The following is a 16,809-nucleotide window of genomic DNA, read 5'->3' on the forward strand; positions in this document are numbered from 1 at the left end:
TGCAAAATTTGCTGGTAATATAAAACGTTAGAAATAACACCTTCCGAAGAGGCAAAGTAAATGGCCGGACGCACGCAGGAAGAAACAGGCCAGACAGTAGCATTCGTGTTGATGGACCGGTTTTCAATGAACGCTTTCGCCAGCGTCATCGAACCGCTCCGGATAGCAAATCGGCTGCTTGGCCGGGACTACTATGTGTGGACGACTTATTCGCTCGATGGAAATTCCGTCGTCGCAAGCAACGGATGCGAGGTCTCTGTAAACAAGTCCATTCGTGAGCTTCACGATACGGACATTACACTTCTGTGCTCCGGTATAGACGTGGAACGGCTGCCGATGAATGCGGAACTTGGAAGCAAGTTGCGCCGCCTGAATGCGATGGGACGCACCTTCGGGGCCATCTGCACCGGTGCCTACCTGCTCGCCCGCTATCACCTGCTGGATGGCCGGCGCTGCACGATCCATTGGGAAAACCTCAGGTCCCTGCGCGAGGAGTTTCCGGACGTCGAAGTCACCTCTGACATTTTTGCGATCGACCGCAACTGCATGACCTGCGCCGGGGGGATGGCCTCGCTCGACATGATGCTGCGGCTGATCGCCATTCAGCACGGTGCCTATCTTGCCCATGAGGTCGCCGAAGTCGCGCTCTACCAGAACATGCGCTCCGGCGAATCCGCGCAGCGCCACGACATCGAGGCGCGGACCGGCATTTCCAATGCGAAGATCCTCGACGCAATCCGCATCATGGATCTGCACATCGAAGACCCGCTGAGCTGTCAGCAGCTGGCCATGACGGTGAACCTGTCGCCGCGCCAGCTGGAGCGCCTGTTCCGCCGCCACTTCAACTGCACGCCGGGCCAGTATTACCTGCGCCTTCGCCTGGAAACCGCGCGGGACCTGTTACGCCGTACCAGCCGCCCGGTGCTGGACGTGGCACTTGCCTGCGGCTTTGCCTCGACGTCCCACTTCACGAAGTGCTACCGCGAGCGGTTCCTGTGCACGCCGACCGAAGAGCGGCAGTCCTATCAGTGGGCCAACACGAAAACGACCTCCGGCGTCGGCACGGCAACTCCGATGCGGCTGATCGCCAAGTAGATCGCCTGCCATTTCTCTCCCGAAGGCGCTGCAGGGATTGCGGCGCCTTTTCTTTTGCGCAAACGCGTCCCTGGCTTTCCATCAAGTGGTTCAATTTGATCGGAAAACGCTCTATCGTCCGCCCATGACGTCTCAAACGATTCCACGGGTGCCGAATTTACCCGCCAGGCGCCTGTTTCTCGACAAGCACGGTCTGTGTGCCACTCCGAAGGGCAGCGGCAAGGGCGACGATCTGTCCGCCGTCATCGACCAGCTCGGTTTCGTGCAGGTGGACAGCATCAACACCGTCGCCCGGGCCCATCACATGATCGTCGCGGCCCGCAGGCCGGCCTACAAGGAAAAGAACCTCAAGGCCTTACTGGAACGGGACCGGCAACTGTTCGAACACTGGACGCACGACGCGGCCGTGATCCCGGCCGCCTTGTTTCCCCATTGGCGCCTGCGCTTTGAGCGGGACAAGGAAGCCCTGATGGGCCGCTGGCGGAACTGGCGCCGCAACGGCTTTGAGGCGAAGTTCGACGAGGTTCTCAAGCAGATCAGCGCCCATGGCCCGGTCACTTCTGCAACCATCGGTAAAGATGAAAAGCGCAGCAGCGGCGGCTGGTGGGACTGGCACCCGTCGAAAACCGCACTGGAGTTCCTGTGGCGCACGGGCGCGCTTTCCGTGTGCCGGCGCGAGGGCTTTCAGAAAGTCTACGATCTCACCGAGCGGGTGATTCCGGCAGAGCATCTGAACACGCGCTTTGACGCCGAGGAAACGGTCGACTGGGCGGCCCGGTCCGCACTCGACAGGCTCGGCTTTGCGACGTCAGGGGAAATCTCCGCTTTCTGGGATCTGATCACGCCGCAGGAAGCCAAGGCCTGGTGCGAAGAGGCACGCGTCAGCGGAGACATCATTGATGTCGAGATCGAATGCATGGATGGCGCGTTCCGCAAGGTGTTTGCCTATCCGGAAACGCTCGACACCCTTGCTTCAATCCCCGAACCGTCTCCCCGCGTGCGCATCCTCTCGCCGTTCGATCCGGCGCTGCGCGACCGCAAACGCGCGGAGCGTCTTTTCGGGTTCTCGTACCGGATCGAAATCTTCGTCCCCGAGGCCAAGCGCAAATACGGCTATTACGTTTTTCCGGTGATGGAGCGGGACAGGCTGATCGGGCGCATCGACATGAAGGCGCTCCGCAGCGAGGGCAGACTGCATGTGCGTGCCTTCTGGCCGGAAGACCGCGTGCGCATGAGCAAGGGCCGCCTGGACCGCCTGGAGGCGGAGCTTGGCAGGGTGGCCCGGTTCTCCGGCTGTTCGGATGTCAGCTTCGAGACCGACTGGCTGCGGACGGCCTGAACCAAGGCCGCCCGTCAAACGGCTCTGACGCAATCCGGCGCGTCCTGGCGCCCCTGGTGCGGTCCCCGAATGGCGAGCGTCGCCTGTGCTCAGCTCCAGTTCAGGACCACCTTCCCGGCTTCGCCGGATTTCATTGCCGCAAATCCCTGTTCGAAATCATCGATGCCGAACCGGTGGGTGATGACATTGCGTACGTTGAGGCCGTTCTGGAGCATGGCGATCATCTTGTACCAGGTCTCGAAGATTTCCCGTCCGTAAACGCCCTTGATGGTGATGGCCTTGAAGACGATGCGTGACCAGTCGACCGGCGACTTGCCGGGTGGAATGCCAAGCAGCGCGATCCGGCCGCCCATCACAAGGTTTTCGACCATCTGATCCAGCGCCGCCTGGCTGCCGGACATTTCGAGGCCGACGTCGAAGCCCTCACGCATGCCGAGCTTGTTCTCGATGCCTTTCAGATCTTGCGTCGCGACATTGACCGGCACCACATCGACAACCTTTGTCGCCAGGTCCAGCCGCGCCTGGTTAATGTCGGTGATCACCACGTTGCGCGCACCGACATGGCGGGCGACCGCAGCGGCCATGATGCCGATCGGACCGGCCCCGGTGACCAGCACATCCTCGCCGACCAGATCGAAACTCAGTGCGGTGTGCACCGCGTTGCCGAGCGGATCGAGTATGGCGCCGATTTCATCGTCGATCTCGTCCGGCAACGGCACGACGTTGAAGGCGGGCAGACGCAGATATTCGGCGAAGGCCCCCTGTTCGTTTACGCCGATCCCGCGGGTTTCCGGATCCAGATGAAACTTTCCGGCGCGCCACTGACGCGAATGCGTGCCGATCAGATGCCCCTCGCCGGAGCAGCGCTGGCCGATCCGGAAATCGGTGACGTTGGTGCCGAGCTCGACGATCTCCCCGGCGAATTCGTGGCCGGTGATCAGTGGAACCGGCACGGTTTTTGCCGCCCAGTCGTCCCAGTTCCAGATATGGATATCGGTGCCGCATATGCCGGTCTTGTGGATCTTGATCAGGACGTCGTCTGGGCCGATTTCAGGCACTGGCGCCCGGGTCATCCAAAGGCCTTCCCTCGGTTCGGATTTGCACAGCGCCTTCATCTGATTGGTGTTCATGACAGAACTCCCGTCGCCTTTCCGGCCTTGCCGAACGCATCCAATGCGCGGTCCAGGTCGTCTCTGGTCAATGCCGCATTCATCTGCGTGCGGATGCGCGCCTCGCCGCGCGGAACCACGGGGAAGAAGAAGCCGGAGACATAAACCCCCTCGTCAAACAGCTTCGCCGCCATAGCCTGCGCAAGCTTCGCTTCTCCCAGCATCACCGGAATGATCGGATGCTCGCCCGGCAGCAGTGTGAAGCCGAGGGTTTCCAGACCGGTCCGCCAGTATGCGGCGTTTTCGAACAGGCTCCGGCGCAGGTCATCGCCTTCCTCCACGAGCCTGATCGCTTCCAGCGCGCTCATGACAATTGCCGGCGGCAGGGAGTTCGAGAACAAATAGGGCCGTGCCCTCTGTCGGAGAAGGTCGATCACCGGCTGCGGCCCGGCAACGTAACCGCCGATGCCCCCGCCAAGCGCCTTGCCGAGGGTTCCGGTCAGAATATCAACGTCGACACCGAAATGTGCCGGCGTGCCCTGCCCCTTGGGTCCCATGAAACCGGTGGCATGGCAGTCGTCGACCATCACGACGGCACCGTGTTCTTTGGCAAGGGCGGTGATTTCGGGAAGCTTTGCCAGGTAGCCGTCCATGGAAAAGACGCCGTCGGTGGCGATCATGATGTGACGGCAGCCCACCTCCCGTGCTTCCTTCAGTTTCTCTTCCAGATCCGCCATGTCGGAATTGGCGTATCGCAGGCGCCGCGCCTTGCAGAGCCGGATGCCGTCAATGATCGAGGCATGATTGAGCGCGTCCGATATGATCGCGTCCTCAGGGCCGAGAAGCGGTTCGAACAGACCGCCATTGGCGTCGAAACAGGCGGCAAACAGAATGGAATCGTCCTTGCCCAAAAACCGTGCCAGGCGCTGTTCGAGTTCCCGGTGGATGTCCTGCGTGCCGCAGATGAAGCGCACGGACGCCATACCGTAGCCTTTCGGTCCGAGCGCCTTCCTTGCCGCTTCTTCCAGCGCGGGATGATCCGCCAGGCCAAGATAGTTGTTGGCGCACAGATTGATGACTTCGCGCCCGTCCACCGTGATGCGCGCGCCCTGCGGCGAGGTGATCAGCCGCTCGCGCTTGTAGAGCCCTTCGGCCTCGATTTCCTCCAGAATGTCGGCAACATGAGACAGAAACGCGTCGGACACAGGGCTTCCTCCGGCAAAGTTGGATGGCTTCCTCCACCATGCCGAATTTTCACCGGAAATGAAAGTTCGATTTCCTTGATAACGGAAAAATTCCGTTATCAAGGAAAAATTCTAGAGCTTCACCACCATCAGTATAGCGCGCGCAGGCCCGCCGACGGCCTCAATGGAGTGAGGAACATCGGCTGCATACCGGGCGGTATCCCCGTTGCCGATGATGCCTTTGGCAACACCCGAGGTCACCTGCAGCTTGCCCTCTTCAGCGATCAACTGCTCCCTGGTGCCGCGCTCATGCGGTTTGCTCTCCAGCTTTCCGCCTTCGGCAAAGATCAGCTCGTAGACTTCGAACCGGCCGGTGTCCTGAGGCGATGACAGGATGCGGATCTTGCAGCCGTCCCCTGCCCGGTCAAGCGCCGGGGTCTGGTGTTCATGCTGGATTTCCACCCTGTCCTCGGCCGCTTCCTCGCCCAGGAGACCGGCGAAATCGACATTCAGGGCGCGCGTCAGGTTGAGCAGCGTTGCGACGGTCGGATTGGATTCGCCGCGCTCGATCTGGCTGACCATGGAACGGGAAACGCCTGAAAGCTTTTCGACTGCCTCGAGCGACAGGCCTTGCGCCCGCCGGGCCTTCTTCAGGCGTGCGGGAAGACGGGAGAGAATGTCTGAATCTGTCATCACGGAACTAAAATCCGTTCTGGCAGATTTTGCAATTCTTTCTTTTTCCCGCTGTCCGGTTTGCCGCTCCGTGATATTTTCGCCCCGCCTGCCGCAACCTGGACGTAGAATTCCGCGGCAGATTGGGGGAAACTCATGCAACCGATACCACGTTTATTCTTTGCAACCGCTGTCATCTTCGTACTGATCGGCATGGGCTGGGGCATTCACATGTCGGCGACGACAGATTTCACACTGGCCCCGGCTCACGGCCACCTGAACCTGATCGGCTTTGTGGCGATGGCTGTCTTCGGGACCTACTATGCGCTGGTGCCAAAGGCCGCATCCGGACGTCTTGCGATCGCCCACTACACGCTCGCAGTCCTCACCGTCGTGGTGATGGTTCCGGGCATCGCGATGGCAATCAACCAGAGCGGCGAAGCGCTTGCCAAGGCAGGTTCTGGTCTCGCGGTCCTGACGATGCTGCTGTTTCTGTTCGTCATCGTCCGCTTCCGAGATCCGGCCGCCTAAGAGGCCGGGACCAAATCCTGCACAGGGAGCACCCGGCTTCTTTATGGCGCCCGGTGTTGTCTGGCCGGGCGCAATGCTGCGCCCGGCAATCAATTCACCGGTCGCGCCGCACCGCCCGATCCCGGCCGGAACCCCAGCCCTCCGGTCGCAAACGATCGGTTGAAGGTCGCATTCAGAACATTTGCTGCGCTGCCCTCACCCGTAGCGTTCTTGAGAAGGGTCAATGCGATAGGACCTTGCGTGTCCGACAAAGATTTCTACAGGAAACGCTTTCGGAGAGACTTAGATGGCCAGCGATATCGAAATTGCCCGTGCAGCCGACATGAAGCCGATCCAGGAGATCGGAGCGCGGCTGAACATCCCTGACGAAGCTCTCCTGCCCTACGGGCGCACAAAGGCCAAGATATCGGCGGATTTCGTTGAAAACGTCAACGGACGCAAGGACGGCAAGCTGATCCTGGTCACGGCGATCAACCCGACGCCGGCCGGGGAAGGCAAGACCACGACCACCGTCGGGCTCGGAGACGGGCTCAACCGGATCGGCAAGAACGCGATGATCTGTCTGCGTGAACCGTCGCTCGGCCCCTGTTTCGGCATGAAGGGCGGCGCGGCCGGAGGCGGCTATGCGCAGGTCGTGCCGATGGAAGACATCAACCTGCACTTCACCGGCGACTTCCATGCCATCACTTCGGCCCACAACCTGCTGGCCGCGCTTATCGAGAACCACATCTACTGGGGCAACGATCTTGATATTGACCAGCGCCGGGTGACCTGGCGACGGGTGATCGACATGAACGACCGCGCGCTGAGGTCGATCGTCTGCTCCCTCGGCGGCGTCGCCAACGGCTTTCCGCGCGAGATCCGGCTTCGACATTACGGTTGCCTCCGAAATCATGGCGATCCTCTGCCTGGCAACGGATCTTCACGACCTGCAGCGGCGCCTGGGCAACATGATCGTCGCCTACCGGCGCGACCGCACCGCCGTCACCGCGAGGGACCTGGAAGCCGATGGCGCGATGACCGTCCTCCTGAAGGAAGCGCTGCAGCCGAACCTGGTTCAGACCCTGGAAAACAATCCCGCCTTCATCCACGGCGGCCCGTTCGCCAATATCGCCCATGGCTGCAACTCCGTCGTTGCCACGAAGACGGCCCTGAAACTGGCCGATTATGTGGTGACCGAAGCCGGATTCGGGGCGGATCTCGGGGCCGAGAAATTCTTCGACATCAAGTGCCGCAAGGCCGGGCTGCATCCCGATGCCGTCGTCATCGTCGCCACCGTCAAGGCGCTGAAGATGAATGGCGGTGTCGCGAAGGAGGATCTGGGAACCGAGAACGTCAAGGCCGTCGTCAAGGGTTGCGCCAACCTTGGCCGTCACGTCGAGAACGTCAAACAGTTCGGCGTTCCGGCGGTCGTTGCCATCAACCACTTCACGGCGGACACGGAGGCCGAAATCCAGGCGGTGCAGGCCTATTGCGCCGAACTGGGTGTCGACGCGATCGTCGCAACGCACTGGGCGGATGGCTCCGCCGGCACCGAAACTCTTGCCAAGCGCGTCGCCATGCTGGCTGAAAGCGGCGCGTCGCAATTCGCCCCGCTTTACGACGACCACCTGCCGCTGTTCGAGAAAATCGAAACCATTGCCAAACGCATCTACCGGGCCAACGAGGTTCTTGCCGACAAATCCGTACGCGATCAGTTGCGCCGCTGGGAAGCGGACGGTTTTGGCCACCTGCCGGTCTGCATGGCCAAGACGCAGTATTCCTTCTCCACCGACCCGCAACTGCGCGGCGCTCCTTCCGGCCATAGCGTGCCCGTGCGCGAAGTGCGGCTTGCGGCGGGCGCCGGTTTCGTCGTCGCCATCTGCGGGGAAATCATGACCATGCCCGGCCTGCCCCGCATCCCGTCCGCGAACCATATCCGTCTGGATGAAGAGGGCAGGATCGAGGGGCTGTTCTAGAGAATTCCGTACTCGCCGGGAACAGTGGTAGCCGGGGTCTGAGAGGCGGAGAAATCATGTTTGCATCAGCCTGGCACCGTGGCGGAAATCCCACTCTCCACGTTGGACCAGTCACCGATTTTTTACCTGTCGCGTAAACGACTTGGCGTGTCGCTTTAAAGATATCGGGAACTTCGGCATGGGGCATAAGGTTTTGCAGTAAATTGATGCCCTTGTGGCCCTTTGGAGCTGCCCATGTCTGAAGACGATATCGATCTCGCCACTCTGTCCGACGACGACCTCGTCCTGCAGATGCATGACGACCTTTACGACGGTCTGCAGGACGAAGTCGTGGAAGGTGTCAAGATTCTGCTGGAGCGCGGCTGGACGCCCTACGATGTCCTGACGAAAGCGCTCGTCGAAGGCATGCGCATCGTCGGGGTCGACTTCCGCGACGGCATCCTGTTCGTGCCGGAAGTCCTCCTGTCGGCCAATGCGATGAAGTCGGGCATGCACATCCTGCGCCCGCTCCTGGCCGAAACCGGCGCGCCGAAAGTCGGCAAGATGGTGATCGGCACCGTGAAGGGCGACATCCACGACATCGGCAAGAACCTCGTCTCCATGATGATGGAAGGCGCGGGTTTCGAAGTCATCGACATCGGCATCAACAACCCGGTCGAGAACTACCTGGCCGCCCTTGAGGAACACCAGCCCGACATTCTGGGCATGTCCGCCCTGCTGACGACCACCATGCCTTACATGAAGGTCGTCATCGACGAGATGAAGGCCAAGGGCATCCGGGACGACTATATCGTGCTCGTCGGCGGCGCACCGCTGAACGAGGAATTCGGCGACGCCGTCGGCGCCGACGGTTATTGCCGGGATGCGGCTGTTGCGGTGGAAATGGCGAAGGACCTGATCGCCCGCCGCCACAACCAGCTGGCCAACAGAGGCTAGAGCCATGTACCAGGAGGCTGCCGATATGCGTGTGGGCGAGCCTCTCTTTCCGGTTGAGACGGATGGGAGCGCGACCGACAAGGCCGGCCGCGTTCTCGTTATCGCGTGTGGAGCCCTGGCGCGCGAAATCCTCGCCATCCGCGACCTGAACGGGCTCGATCACATCGACCTGACCTGCCTGCCTGCGAAGCTTCACAATTCACCGGAAAAGATCCCGGATGCGGTGCGCCGCGCGATCCTGATGAACCAGGACAGCTATTCCGAGATCCTGGTGGCCTATGGCGATTGCGGGACCGGCGGCCTTCTGGACAAGGTTCTCGAGGAGACCGGCGCACGCCGGATCGCCGGCGCGCATTGCTATGCCTTCTTTACCGGCGTTGAAGCGTTCGACGACCTGGAAGAGGATCAGCTCGGCACCTTCTATCTGACCGACTTTCTGGCCCGGCACTTCCAGACCATGGTGATCGAACCGCTCGGGCTCGACTGGCACCCGCACCTCCGGGACATGTATTTCACCCACTATACGCGGGTGCTTTATCTGGCCCAGACGGACGACCCGGCTCTCGAGGATGCCGCGCGCAGGGCCGCCGACCGGCTCGGCCTTGCCTTTGAAATGCGCCGCACGGGATACGGCCTTCTGACGCCTTTCCTGGCCGGCTGAACCTGACACTTCCGAACAGTTGGAAACCGGGGAATCGGGACCCGATTCGATGACGTGGCGTGCGGCGGGGACGGAAAGCCTTCCGTGGACGGGCAATAAACGAACCGGCGTCGGGACAAGTCGGTTTTTCACGTGATTTTGCCGGTATCTTGCGACCTGAAACGCCTCGCTTGAGCAATCATGGTCTTGAAGAGGAATGAGAGACCATGGCGCAGAAAATCGTCGTCTACTGGCGGGATATCCCGGCACAGATCCTGGTGAAGAAAGGCCGGACATCGGCACGCCGGGAAATGCCGTCGGTATTCATGGAAGTGATCGATGCCTGCGCGATGCGGATCGGGGCGAAGGACAGTGACGCCTATATGGCAGAATGGCGCCGCACCGATCCCGCCGAGGTCTCTGACAATCTGGAAGAGGAAGCGGACGCGGCCCTGAGTGAACTGGTTGCCGCCTATCCGAAAGAGCGACTGAATGCCTTGCTGGCACGTGGAGGAATCGAGAATGACTGATCAGCGCCTGTTCGCAAATGGCCGGCTTGCCGCCTCCACTGAAATGTCGCCGAAACAGGTGGTCGAGAAGTCTGAACTGCTGGCCCATATTCCGGCCGGCACGCAGGTTTACGTCACCGATCTCGGCAATGCTCCGGAAGACACGATCGTCGCCGCGGCGCGCAAATTGACCGACAGCGGACTGATCCCGGTGGCGCATATGGCGGCCCGCCGTTACCCCTCCTTTGAAGCCTTCGAACGTCGTATCAAGCGCCTCACCTCTGAGGCCGGCGTCACCGAGGTGCTGGCGATTGCCGGGGAAGCCGACAAGGCAGGCCCCCTCACCTCGTCCGTCAAGATGCTGGAAAGCGGTCTTTTCGATCAGACCGGCATCCGCAAGATCGCCGTTGCCGGGCATCCGGAAGGCGCACCGGACATCAAGCCGGACGTGATCAGGGCGTTCCTGCTGCAAAAGCATGAGCTGGCGGCGGCAAGCGACGCCGAGTTCCGCATCGTCACCCAGTTCGGCTTCGATCCGCACCGTGTCAGCCTGTGGCTCGATGAGCTCCGGGCCTGGGGCAACAAATTCCCGGTTCATGTGGGTGTTGCCGGTCCGGCCAAAATGACCACGCTGCTGAAATTCGCTGCCTTTGCCGGGGTGGAGAATTCGCTGAACTTCCTGAAAAAACGTGGCGGCGCCGTGGTTTCCATGCTGGCCGGCTACGATCCCGAAACGATGGTCGAGCCGCTCGAAAGCCGGGTTGTCAGCCAGCCCGATTCTGCAACTCGCCCAGATCCATGTCTATCCCTTTGGCGGCATCGAGAAGTCCGCCGGCTGGCTGCTCGGACGCGGTAGCTGGTCGTTTCAAACTTCGTCAACAACTCTGACAGCCAATGAGAGCGCATAAATGACACGTACTGTTGTCGCCTCCGCCACGAAGGAAATCATTATCGGCTTCGACCAGCCGTTCTGCGTCATCGGTGAACGGATCAACCCGACCGGCCGCAAGAAACTGGCCGCCGAAATGATCGAAGGCAATTTCGAAACCGTGAAAGCGGACGCTCTCGCACAGGTCGCGGCTGGCGCCACCATGCTGGACGTGAATGCCGGTGTGACCGCCGTCAATCCGAACGAGACCGAACCGCCGCTTCTGGTCAAGACACTTGAGATTGTTCAAGGGCTTGTCGATGTTCCCTTGTCCATCGATTCATCCGTGACCGAGGCGATCAGGGCCGGGCTTGAAGTCGCCAAGGGCCGTCCGCTGGTGAACTCGGTGACGGGCGAGGTGGAAAAACTCGAGGCGATCCTGCCGCTGATCAAGAAGTACAACGTTCCGGTGGTTGCGATCTCCAACGACGAGATCCGGCATTTCGGAAGATCCGGATGTGCGCTTTGCCGTGGCAAAGAAAATCGTCGAGCACGCCGCCGACTACGGCATTCCCGCGCATGATATTGTCGTCGACCCGCTGGTCATGCCGATCGGCGCCATGGGCACCGCCGGCAAGCAGGTGTTCCATCTGCTGCGCCGCCTGCGCGACGAGTTGAAAGTCAATACGACCTGCGGTCTGTCGAACATCTCCTTCGGCCTGCCGCACCGCCATGGCATCAATGCCGGTTTCATTCCGATGGTGATCGGCGCCGGCATGACGTCGGCAATCATGAACCCGTGCCGTCCGCAGGAAATGGAAGCCGTGCGCGCCGCAAACGTGCTCAACGGCACCGATCCGAACTGCTATGAATGGATCATGACCTATCGCGATCACCAGCCGGCAGCCGCAGGCACGGCAGGCACGTCCGAAGGTTCCGGATCAGGCATGGCCGGGCGCCGCAGAGGCGGCCGGGCCGGCAGAATGTCTGCCGGCTGAGGCCTCTGGAGACCGACGCATTTGCGGTTCTCTCCCGGCCGCAACGGGGTGGTAACCCCACCTCGATCCCCTCCCCGAATTCGGGAGGGGATTTGCGCTTTGAGAGGCAGCACGTCAGTTCCCGGCCGGAGGCCGTTTCGATCCGGCCCTTCCGAAACACAACCACGCTGACACACGCGAATTCGCAGCCATGACCGAAGATACCAAACTCGCCAAAGTCGTATTTCAGCCAAGTGGCCGCCGGGGAACGTTTCCCGTAGGAACCCCGCTTCTCGACGCCGCCCGATCGCTCGGCGTCTACGTGGAATCGGTTTGCGGTGGTCGCGGCATTTGCGGTCGTTGCCAGATTTTGATCTCCGAAGGCTCGTTCGCCAAGGAAAAGCTGACCAGCCGGGCGGAAAACCTGGAAGCCGCCACGGAGGCCGAGAACCGTTACGCCAGCTTGCGGAACCTGCCGGCAGACCGGCGGCTTTCCTGCCAGGCCAAAATCCTGGGCGATCTGGTGGTGGATGTTCCCACCGATACGCAGACCAATCGACAGATCGTGCGCAAACGGGCCGAAGCCAGGCAGATCGACCCGGACAGCGCGATATCGCTGGTGAGCGTTGCGATCCCGGAACCGGACATGGAAATCCCGCGCGGCGACATCGACCGGCTGCGTGAAGCGCTGGTCGCGCAAACCGGCCTCGCCGACCTGATCACCGATCCGGTGCTGCTGCCAAGTGTGCAGACCGTTCTGCGTCAGGGCCAATGGCGGGTAACGGCCGCGATCCACCAGGACCGCAACACACTCCCGACGGTGGTCGCGCTGTGGCCGGGCGAGAAATCAACGGTCTATGGACTTGCCGTCGATATCGGCTCCACGACGATTGCCGCACATCTGTGCGATCTCCAGAACGGCCGTACGGTCGCCTCCGCCGGCACGTCCAACCCGCAGATCCGCTTCGGCGAAGACCTGATGTCGCGCGTCTCCTATGTGCAGATGAACCCGTCCAGGCTGCCGGACCTGACAAAAGCCGTCCGCGACGCCATCAACTCCCTGATCGGCAAACTGACAGGTGATGTCGGTGCGCAGCGCTCCGACGTGCTCGACGCGACCTTTGTCGGCAATCCGGTCATGCATCATCTGTTCCTCGGCATCGACCCGGTGGAACTCGGCGGCGCGCCCTTCGCGCTGGCCGTATCCGACGCCATGATCCTGAACGCCCGCGACCTCGGCCTGCTGGTCAATCCGGGGGCACGGGTCTACATGCTGCCCTGCATCGCCGGACACGTGGGTGCGGATGCCGCCGCGGCCACGCTTTCCGAGGCGCCATACAGCCGCGACGAAATCACCCTGCTGGTCGATGTCGGCACGAATGCCGAAATCGTGCTGGGCAACAAGGATCGCCTGCTCGCGGCCTCCTCGCCCACCGGCCCGGCTTTCGAAGGAGCCGAAATCTCCTCGGGCCAGCGCGCGGCTCCGGGCGCGATCGAGCGTATCCGCATCGACAAGGACACCCTCGAGCCCAGGTTCAAGGTGATCGGCGTCGACGAATGGTCGGATGAAGAAGGCTTCACCGACAAGATCGATGGCGTCGGCGTCACGGGTATCTGCGGTTCCGGCATCATCGAGGCCGTGGCCGAGATGTATCTGGCCGGCATCGTTACCACCGACGGCGTGATCGACGGCTCCATGGCCGAGCGCACGCCGCGCATTCAGCCCAAGGGCAGGACGTTCTCCTATGTGATCGCAAAGGACGGCGTGGAGATCTCGATCCTGCAGACCGATATCCGCGCGATCCAGCTGGCAAAGGGCGCTCTTTATGCGGGCGTGAAGCTGCTGCAGGACAAGCTCGGCGTCTACGAGCTCGACCGTATCCGCCTGGCGGGCGCTTTCGGCAGCTATATCGACCCGAAATACGCGATGATCCTGGGCCTGATCCCGGATTGCCCGCTGGAGGGCGTCGCCGGCGTCGGCAATGCGGCCGGAACAGGCGCGCGCATGGCGCTCGTCAACCGCGGCTACCGCCGGGAGATCGAGCACACCGTTCGGAACATCGAAAAGATCGAAACGGCTCTGGAGCCCAGGTTCCAGGAGCATTTCGTCAACGCCATGGCCCTGCCGAACAAGACCGATCCCTTCCCCCACCTCAGGGCGGCAGTCGCCCTGCCGGAGCCCAAGGAGCTTGCCGACAGCGATCCCGCGGGCGGCGAGAGACGCAGGCGGCGGCGCAGGGGATAGGAGCCGCCCTCGGAACAGGCCGTCCATCCCTCGAGACGGACCTGTCGGTCCTCCTCAGGATGAGGGTGTGCATATGATTTTCTCAAGAACGTTCACGTTCCCCCGCAGAGCTCTCGGCTAGCGCTTTTCAGGCGGATGCCTACTGGTCCCAGTAGTACTGCTCGCGCATCTGCTGCCAGATCTTCTCACCGACCAGACAGTCATACGGCTCCTCGAACGTGAATTGAGCAGGAATGACCTTTGCCTTTTCGGGAACCCGCCCGCCGATCTCCAGGATCAGCTTGCGGCGAACCGCTTCGGGGAACTGGGCCCAGTCGTTGACGGGGATCACGAAACTGGCGGGCCCGCCGATGACGCAGCGGCGGTAGTATACATCCAGATCCTTGATGTTGAACTGAAACCCGGCCCCGCCCGTGGTCATCAGTGGCAGGCCGTTGATGATCAAGCCGCGTTCAATGGCAGCATCGCGCGCCTGCGTGACCGGAAACCCCTGATTGTTCGGGCCGTCCCCGGAAATGTCTATGACGCGCCGGCTTGCCACATAGGGAACGTCTTCCAGAAAGGCCGTCGCACTCCGGATCGCGCCGGAGATGGATGTCCGGCGCTGGCCGTAAGTGCTGTCGGCCAGGACCTGCTCCGCAAAGGCCAGCGCATCCGCCTGGCTTTCGATGACCGTCCAGCCGACGATCTCGCGGGCGTGGCTCTCGTTGGCCCATTCGAACATCATCAGGCCGATGCGGCCGTAAGGACCGAGTTCGATGGCGCGGACGACATCCCTGCTGGCAATCGCGGCCGCATACCCCTTTCGCTGAATAAGCAGTTCTTCCGGCGACATGGACCGCGACACATCGACCGCGATCACAAGGGCAACATCCACCTGTTCCTCGGCACCGGCGGAGGAAACGATATTAAGAGCACCGATGAGCGCCCACACTGCAATCCCGAGACGAATGAGCCTGCGCATGGCAAAAAGATAGACGATCGGCTGCGAACCGCCAGCGACTTGACGAGCGGATGCGATAAACGATCCGTGATCGGGAGCGCGCAAAATCCGGTCCCGGCCTATCGCCGCACGGCTCCTATCGGGTATAAGGGCCGTAAATCAGACTTCAGGGAGCATTCCATGTCCGACAATGCGGCAAACGACGACGTTCAGAAACCATTGCTCGGAACCCTGCTGCATCGAGGCGTCTACCGGATTGTGATGCAGCGTCCGGAGCGGATGAACGCGCTTTCCAGCGAGATGATGACCGCTCTGTCTGCGGAACTGGCCAAGGCAGCCGAAGACCCGGAGGTTCGGGTCGTTCTTCTGGGGGCGGAGGGAACGGTGTTCTGTGCCGGCCATGATCTCAAGGAACTGACGGCTGCACGGGCCGAAGCCGATGGCGGCAAGGCGACCTATGAGCGGATCATGCGGCAATGCTCCGACCTGATGCAGCAGATCGTCCGCCTGCCCAAGCCGGTTGTCTCAGTCGTGACGGGACTCGCAACGGCGGCCGGTTGCCAGTTGGTTGCCTCCTGCGACCTGGCGATCGCCACGGACACGGCGACCTTTTGCACGCCGGGCGTCAATATCGGCCTTTTCTGCTCCACACCCATGGTGGCGCTTTCCCGCAATGTCGCGCCGAAGCAGGCCATGGAAATGCTGCTGACCGGCGAAAGCATCGATGCCTCGACCGCCAAGGACTTCGGCCTCATCAACCGCATCGTGCCGCAGGACTATCTTGAACAGGTCGTGCAGAAATATGCGGAGGTGATCGCGTCGAAATCCTCCAGGACTCTCAAGATCGGCAAGGATGCCTTTTACCGCCAGATCGAAATGCCGCTTGCCGAAGCCTATGAGTTTGCTGCCCAGACCATGGTTGAAAACATGATGGCCAAGGATGCGGAAGAAGGCATTGCGGCCTTTCTGCAAAAGCGCAAGCCCGAATGGACGGACAGCTGAGGCAGACTCTTCGCACAAGGTGCAAGGCATGCGATCGATCTCGGCCGGAACCTTGTGAAACCGGGGCTTCGCTGGCGGTCTTTCGGGATTGTGACCGGTTGTAGCGGTCGGCGGCCTTGCGGAAATGCGCTCTTTCGGATTGGATGGCGCGGCACATAAAGGGATCTCCTTTTCATGAACCACGACGCCTATTCCGACGCCTACATCAAGGGCATTCTGGACGAGGTCAAAACCGTCGCCATGGTCGGCGCCAGCGCCAACAGCGTGCGGCCCTCCTATTTCGTGCTCAAGTATCTTCTGTCGAAAGGCTACGAGGTCTGGCCGATCAACCCGGGACATGCGGGCAAGGACATCCTCGGGCAAAAGGTCCATGCCTCACTGGCGGATTTGCCGGCCGCGCCGGACATGGTGGACATTTTCCGCAACTCGGAGGCCGCAGGACAGGTCGTCGATGAAGTTCTGGCCGGCGGCAGGCTGCCCAAGGTCATCTGGATGCAGCTTTCCGTGCGCAACGACGAAGCCGCCGAACGGGCCGAGGCCGCGGGCATCAAGGTGGTCATGAACCGCTGCCCGAAGATCGAGTACGGCCGTCTGTCGGGAGAAATCGGCTGGGCGGGCGTCAATTCCAGAACGCTTTCGTCCAAGCGCCCGTCCCTCAAGTCGGGTTTTCAGCATCGCGGGCTCACCGGGAAAGACACCAGCTGACTTGCGCTTCGCCGACAGCTTTGCGCACTGCATAACAGGAAACCGTTCACCCGGAGCACGCCCTGCCCTCGCTCCGGACGCAGAGCCGGCCAGAGG

Annotated in this window: 14 protein-coding genes and 2 pseudogenes; 12 read left to right on the forward strand and 4 right to left on the reverse strand. The window is 61.6% G+C overall.

Annotated features, from left to right (window positions below):
* Positions 1–60: 60 nt before the first annotated feature.
* Both ON753_RS12815 and ON753_RS12820 read left to right on the forward strand, forming a co-directional pair.
* Positions 61–1,095, forward strand: coding sequence for a GlxA family transcriptional regulator (locus tag ON753_RS12815; protein WP_265963020.1), 1,035 nt, complete (start codon positions 61–63; stop codon positions 1,093–1,095).
* Between the two features lie 124 nt (positions 1,096–1,219).
* A complete protein-coding gene (locus tag ON753_RS12820; RefSeq protein ID WP_265963021.1) occupies positions 1,220–2,434 on the forward strand; it encodes a winged helix-turn-helix domain-containing protein in 1,215 nt (404 codons plus the stop codon).
* An 89-nt stretch (positions 2,435–2,523) separates the two neighbouring features.
* Here the strand turns inward: ON753_RS12820 and tdh are convergent, their stop codons facing one another.
* The 3 genes from tdh to ON753_RS12835 form a co-directional block, all read right to left on the reverse strand.
* Positions 2,524–3,564, reverse strand: coding sequence for an L-threonine 3-dehydrogenase (gene tdh, locus ON753_RS12825; protein WP_265963022.1), 1,041 nt, complete (start codon positions 3,562–3,564; stop codon positions 2,524–2,526).
* Positions 3,561–4,748 carry a glycine C-acetyltransferase gene (locus ON753_RS12830; protein WP_265963023.1) on the reverse strand — a complete coding sequence of 396 codons (1,188 nt, stop codon included), beginning with the start codon at positions 4,746–4,748 and terminating at the stop codon, positions 3,561–3,563. Before ON753_RS12830 ends, tdh begins: the two co-directional genes overlap by 4 nt.
* Before the next feature lie 111 nt (positions 4,749–4,859).
* Positions 4,860–5,420 carry a helix-turn-helix domain-containing protein gene (locus tag ON753_RS12835; protein WP_265967145.1) on the reverse strand — a complete coding sequence of 187 codons (561 nt, stop codon included), beginning with the start codon at positions 5,418–5,420 and terminating at the stop codon, positions 4,860–4,862.
* A gap of 135 nt (positions 5,421–5,555) precedes the next feature.
* Here ON753_RS12835 and ON753_RS12840 point away from each other — a divergent pair, with 135 nt between their 5' ends.
* The 8 genes and pseudogenes from ON753_RS12840 (at position 5,556) to ON753_RS12875 (ending at position 14,063) form a co-directional block, all read left to right on the forward strand.
* Entirely contained in the window at positions 5,556–5,930 is a 375-nt protein-coding gene (locus ON753_RS12840) for a hypothetical protein (protein ID WP_265963025.1), read from the forward strand.
* A 286-nt stretch (positions 5,931–6,216) separates the two neighbouring features.
* A pseudogene (locus tag ON753_RS12845) lies at positions 6,217–7,888 on the forward strand (formate--tetrahydrofolate ligase).
* 234 nt (positions 7,889–8,122) lie between these two features.
* Positions 8,123–8,824: a corrinoid protein gene (locus ON753_RS12850; protein WP_265963026.1), complete on the forward strand. Its 702-nt coding sequence runs from the start codon at positions 8,123–8,125 to the stop codon at positions 8,822–8,824.
* 4 nt (positions 8,825–8,828) lie between these two features.
* Positions 8,829–9,485 carry a DUF1638 domain-containing protein gene (locus ON753_RS12855; protein ID WP_265963027.1) on the forward strand — a complete coding sequence of 219 codons (657 nt, stop codon included), beginning with the start codon at positions 8,829–8,831 and terminating at the stop codon, positions 9,483–9,485.
* 206 nt (positions 9,486–9,691) lie between these two features.
* Positions 9,692–9,994, forward strand: coding sequence for a virulence factor (locus ON753_RS12860; RefSeq protein ID WP_265963028.1), 303 nt, complete (start codon positions 9,692–9,694; stop codon positions 9,992–9,994).
* Complete coding sequence (locus ON753_RS12865; protein WP_265963030.1) at positions 9,987–10,829, forward strand: methylenetetrahydrofolate reductase; 843 nt, start codon at positions 9,987–9,989, stop codon at positions 10,827–10,829. The genes ON753_RS12860 and ON753_RS12865 overlap by 8 nt, the downstream gene beginning before the upstream one ends.
* Before the next feature lie 52 nt (positions 10,830–10,881).
* Positions 10,882–11,839: pseudogene (locus ON753_RS12870) on the forward strand (methyltetrahydrofolate cobalamin methyltransferase).
* A gap of 190 nt (positions 11,840–12,029) precedes the next feature.
* Positions 12,030–14,063, forward strand: a complete 2,034-nt coding sequence (locus ON753_RS12875; RefSeq protein WP_265963031.1) for an ASKHA domain-containing protein — start codon at positions 12,030–12,032, stop codon at positions 14,061–14,063.
* A gap of 139 nt (positions 14,064–14,202) precedes the next feature.
* On the opposite strand, the gene ON753_RS12880 is transcribed toward ON753_RS12875, so the two are convergent.
* On the reverse strand, positions 14,203–15,111 hold the full coding sequence (locus tag ON753_RS12880; protein WP_265963032.1) for a DUF1194 domain-containing protein: 909 nt from the start codon (positions 15,109–15,111) through the stop codon (positions 14,203–14,205).
* A gap of 75 nt (positions 15,112–15,186) precedes the next feature.
* Between ON753_RS12880 and ON753_RS12885 the strand changes: the two genes are divergently transcribed.
* Together ON753_RS12885 and ON753_RS12890 are read left to right on the forward strand one after the other, a co-directional pair.
* Positions 15,187–16,008, forward strand: coding sequence for an enoyl-CoA hydratase (locus tag ON753_RS12885; protein WP_265963033.1), 822 nt, complete (start codon positions 15,187–15,189; stop codon positions 16,006–16,008).
* Between the two features lie 174 nt (positions 16,009–16,182).
* Complete coding sequence (locus ON753_RS12890; RefSeq protein WP_265963034.1) at positions 16,183–16,713, forward strand: CoA-binding protein; 531 nt, start codon at positions 16,183–16,185, stop codon at positions 16,711–16,713.
* Positions 16,714–16,809: the final 96 nt, after the last annotated feature.

The sequence above is a fragment of the Roseibium salinum genome (assembly GCF_026240905.1).
Taxonomy (GTDB): Bacteria; Pseudomonadota; Alphaproteobacteria; order Rhizobiales; family Stappiaceae; genus Roseibium; species Roseibium salinum.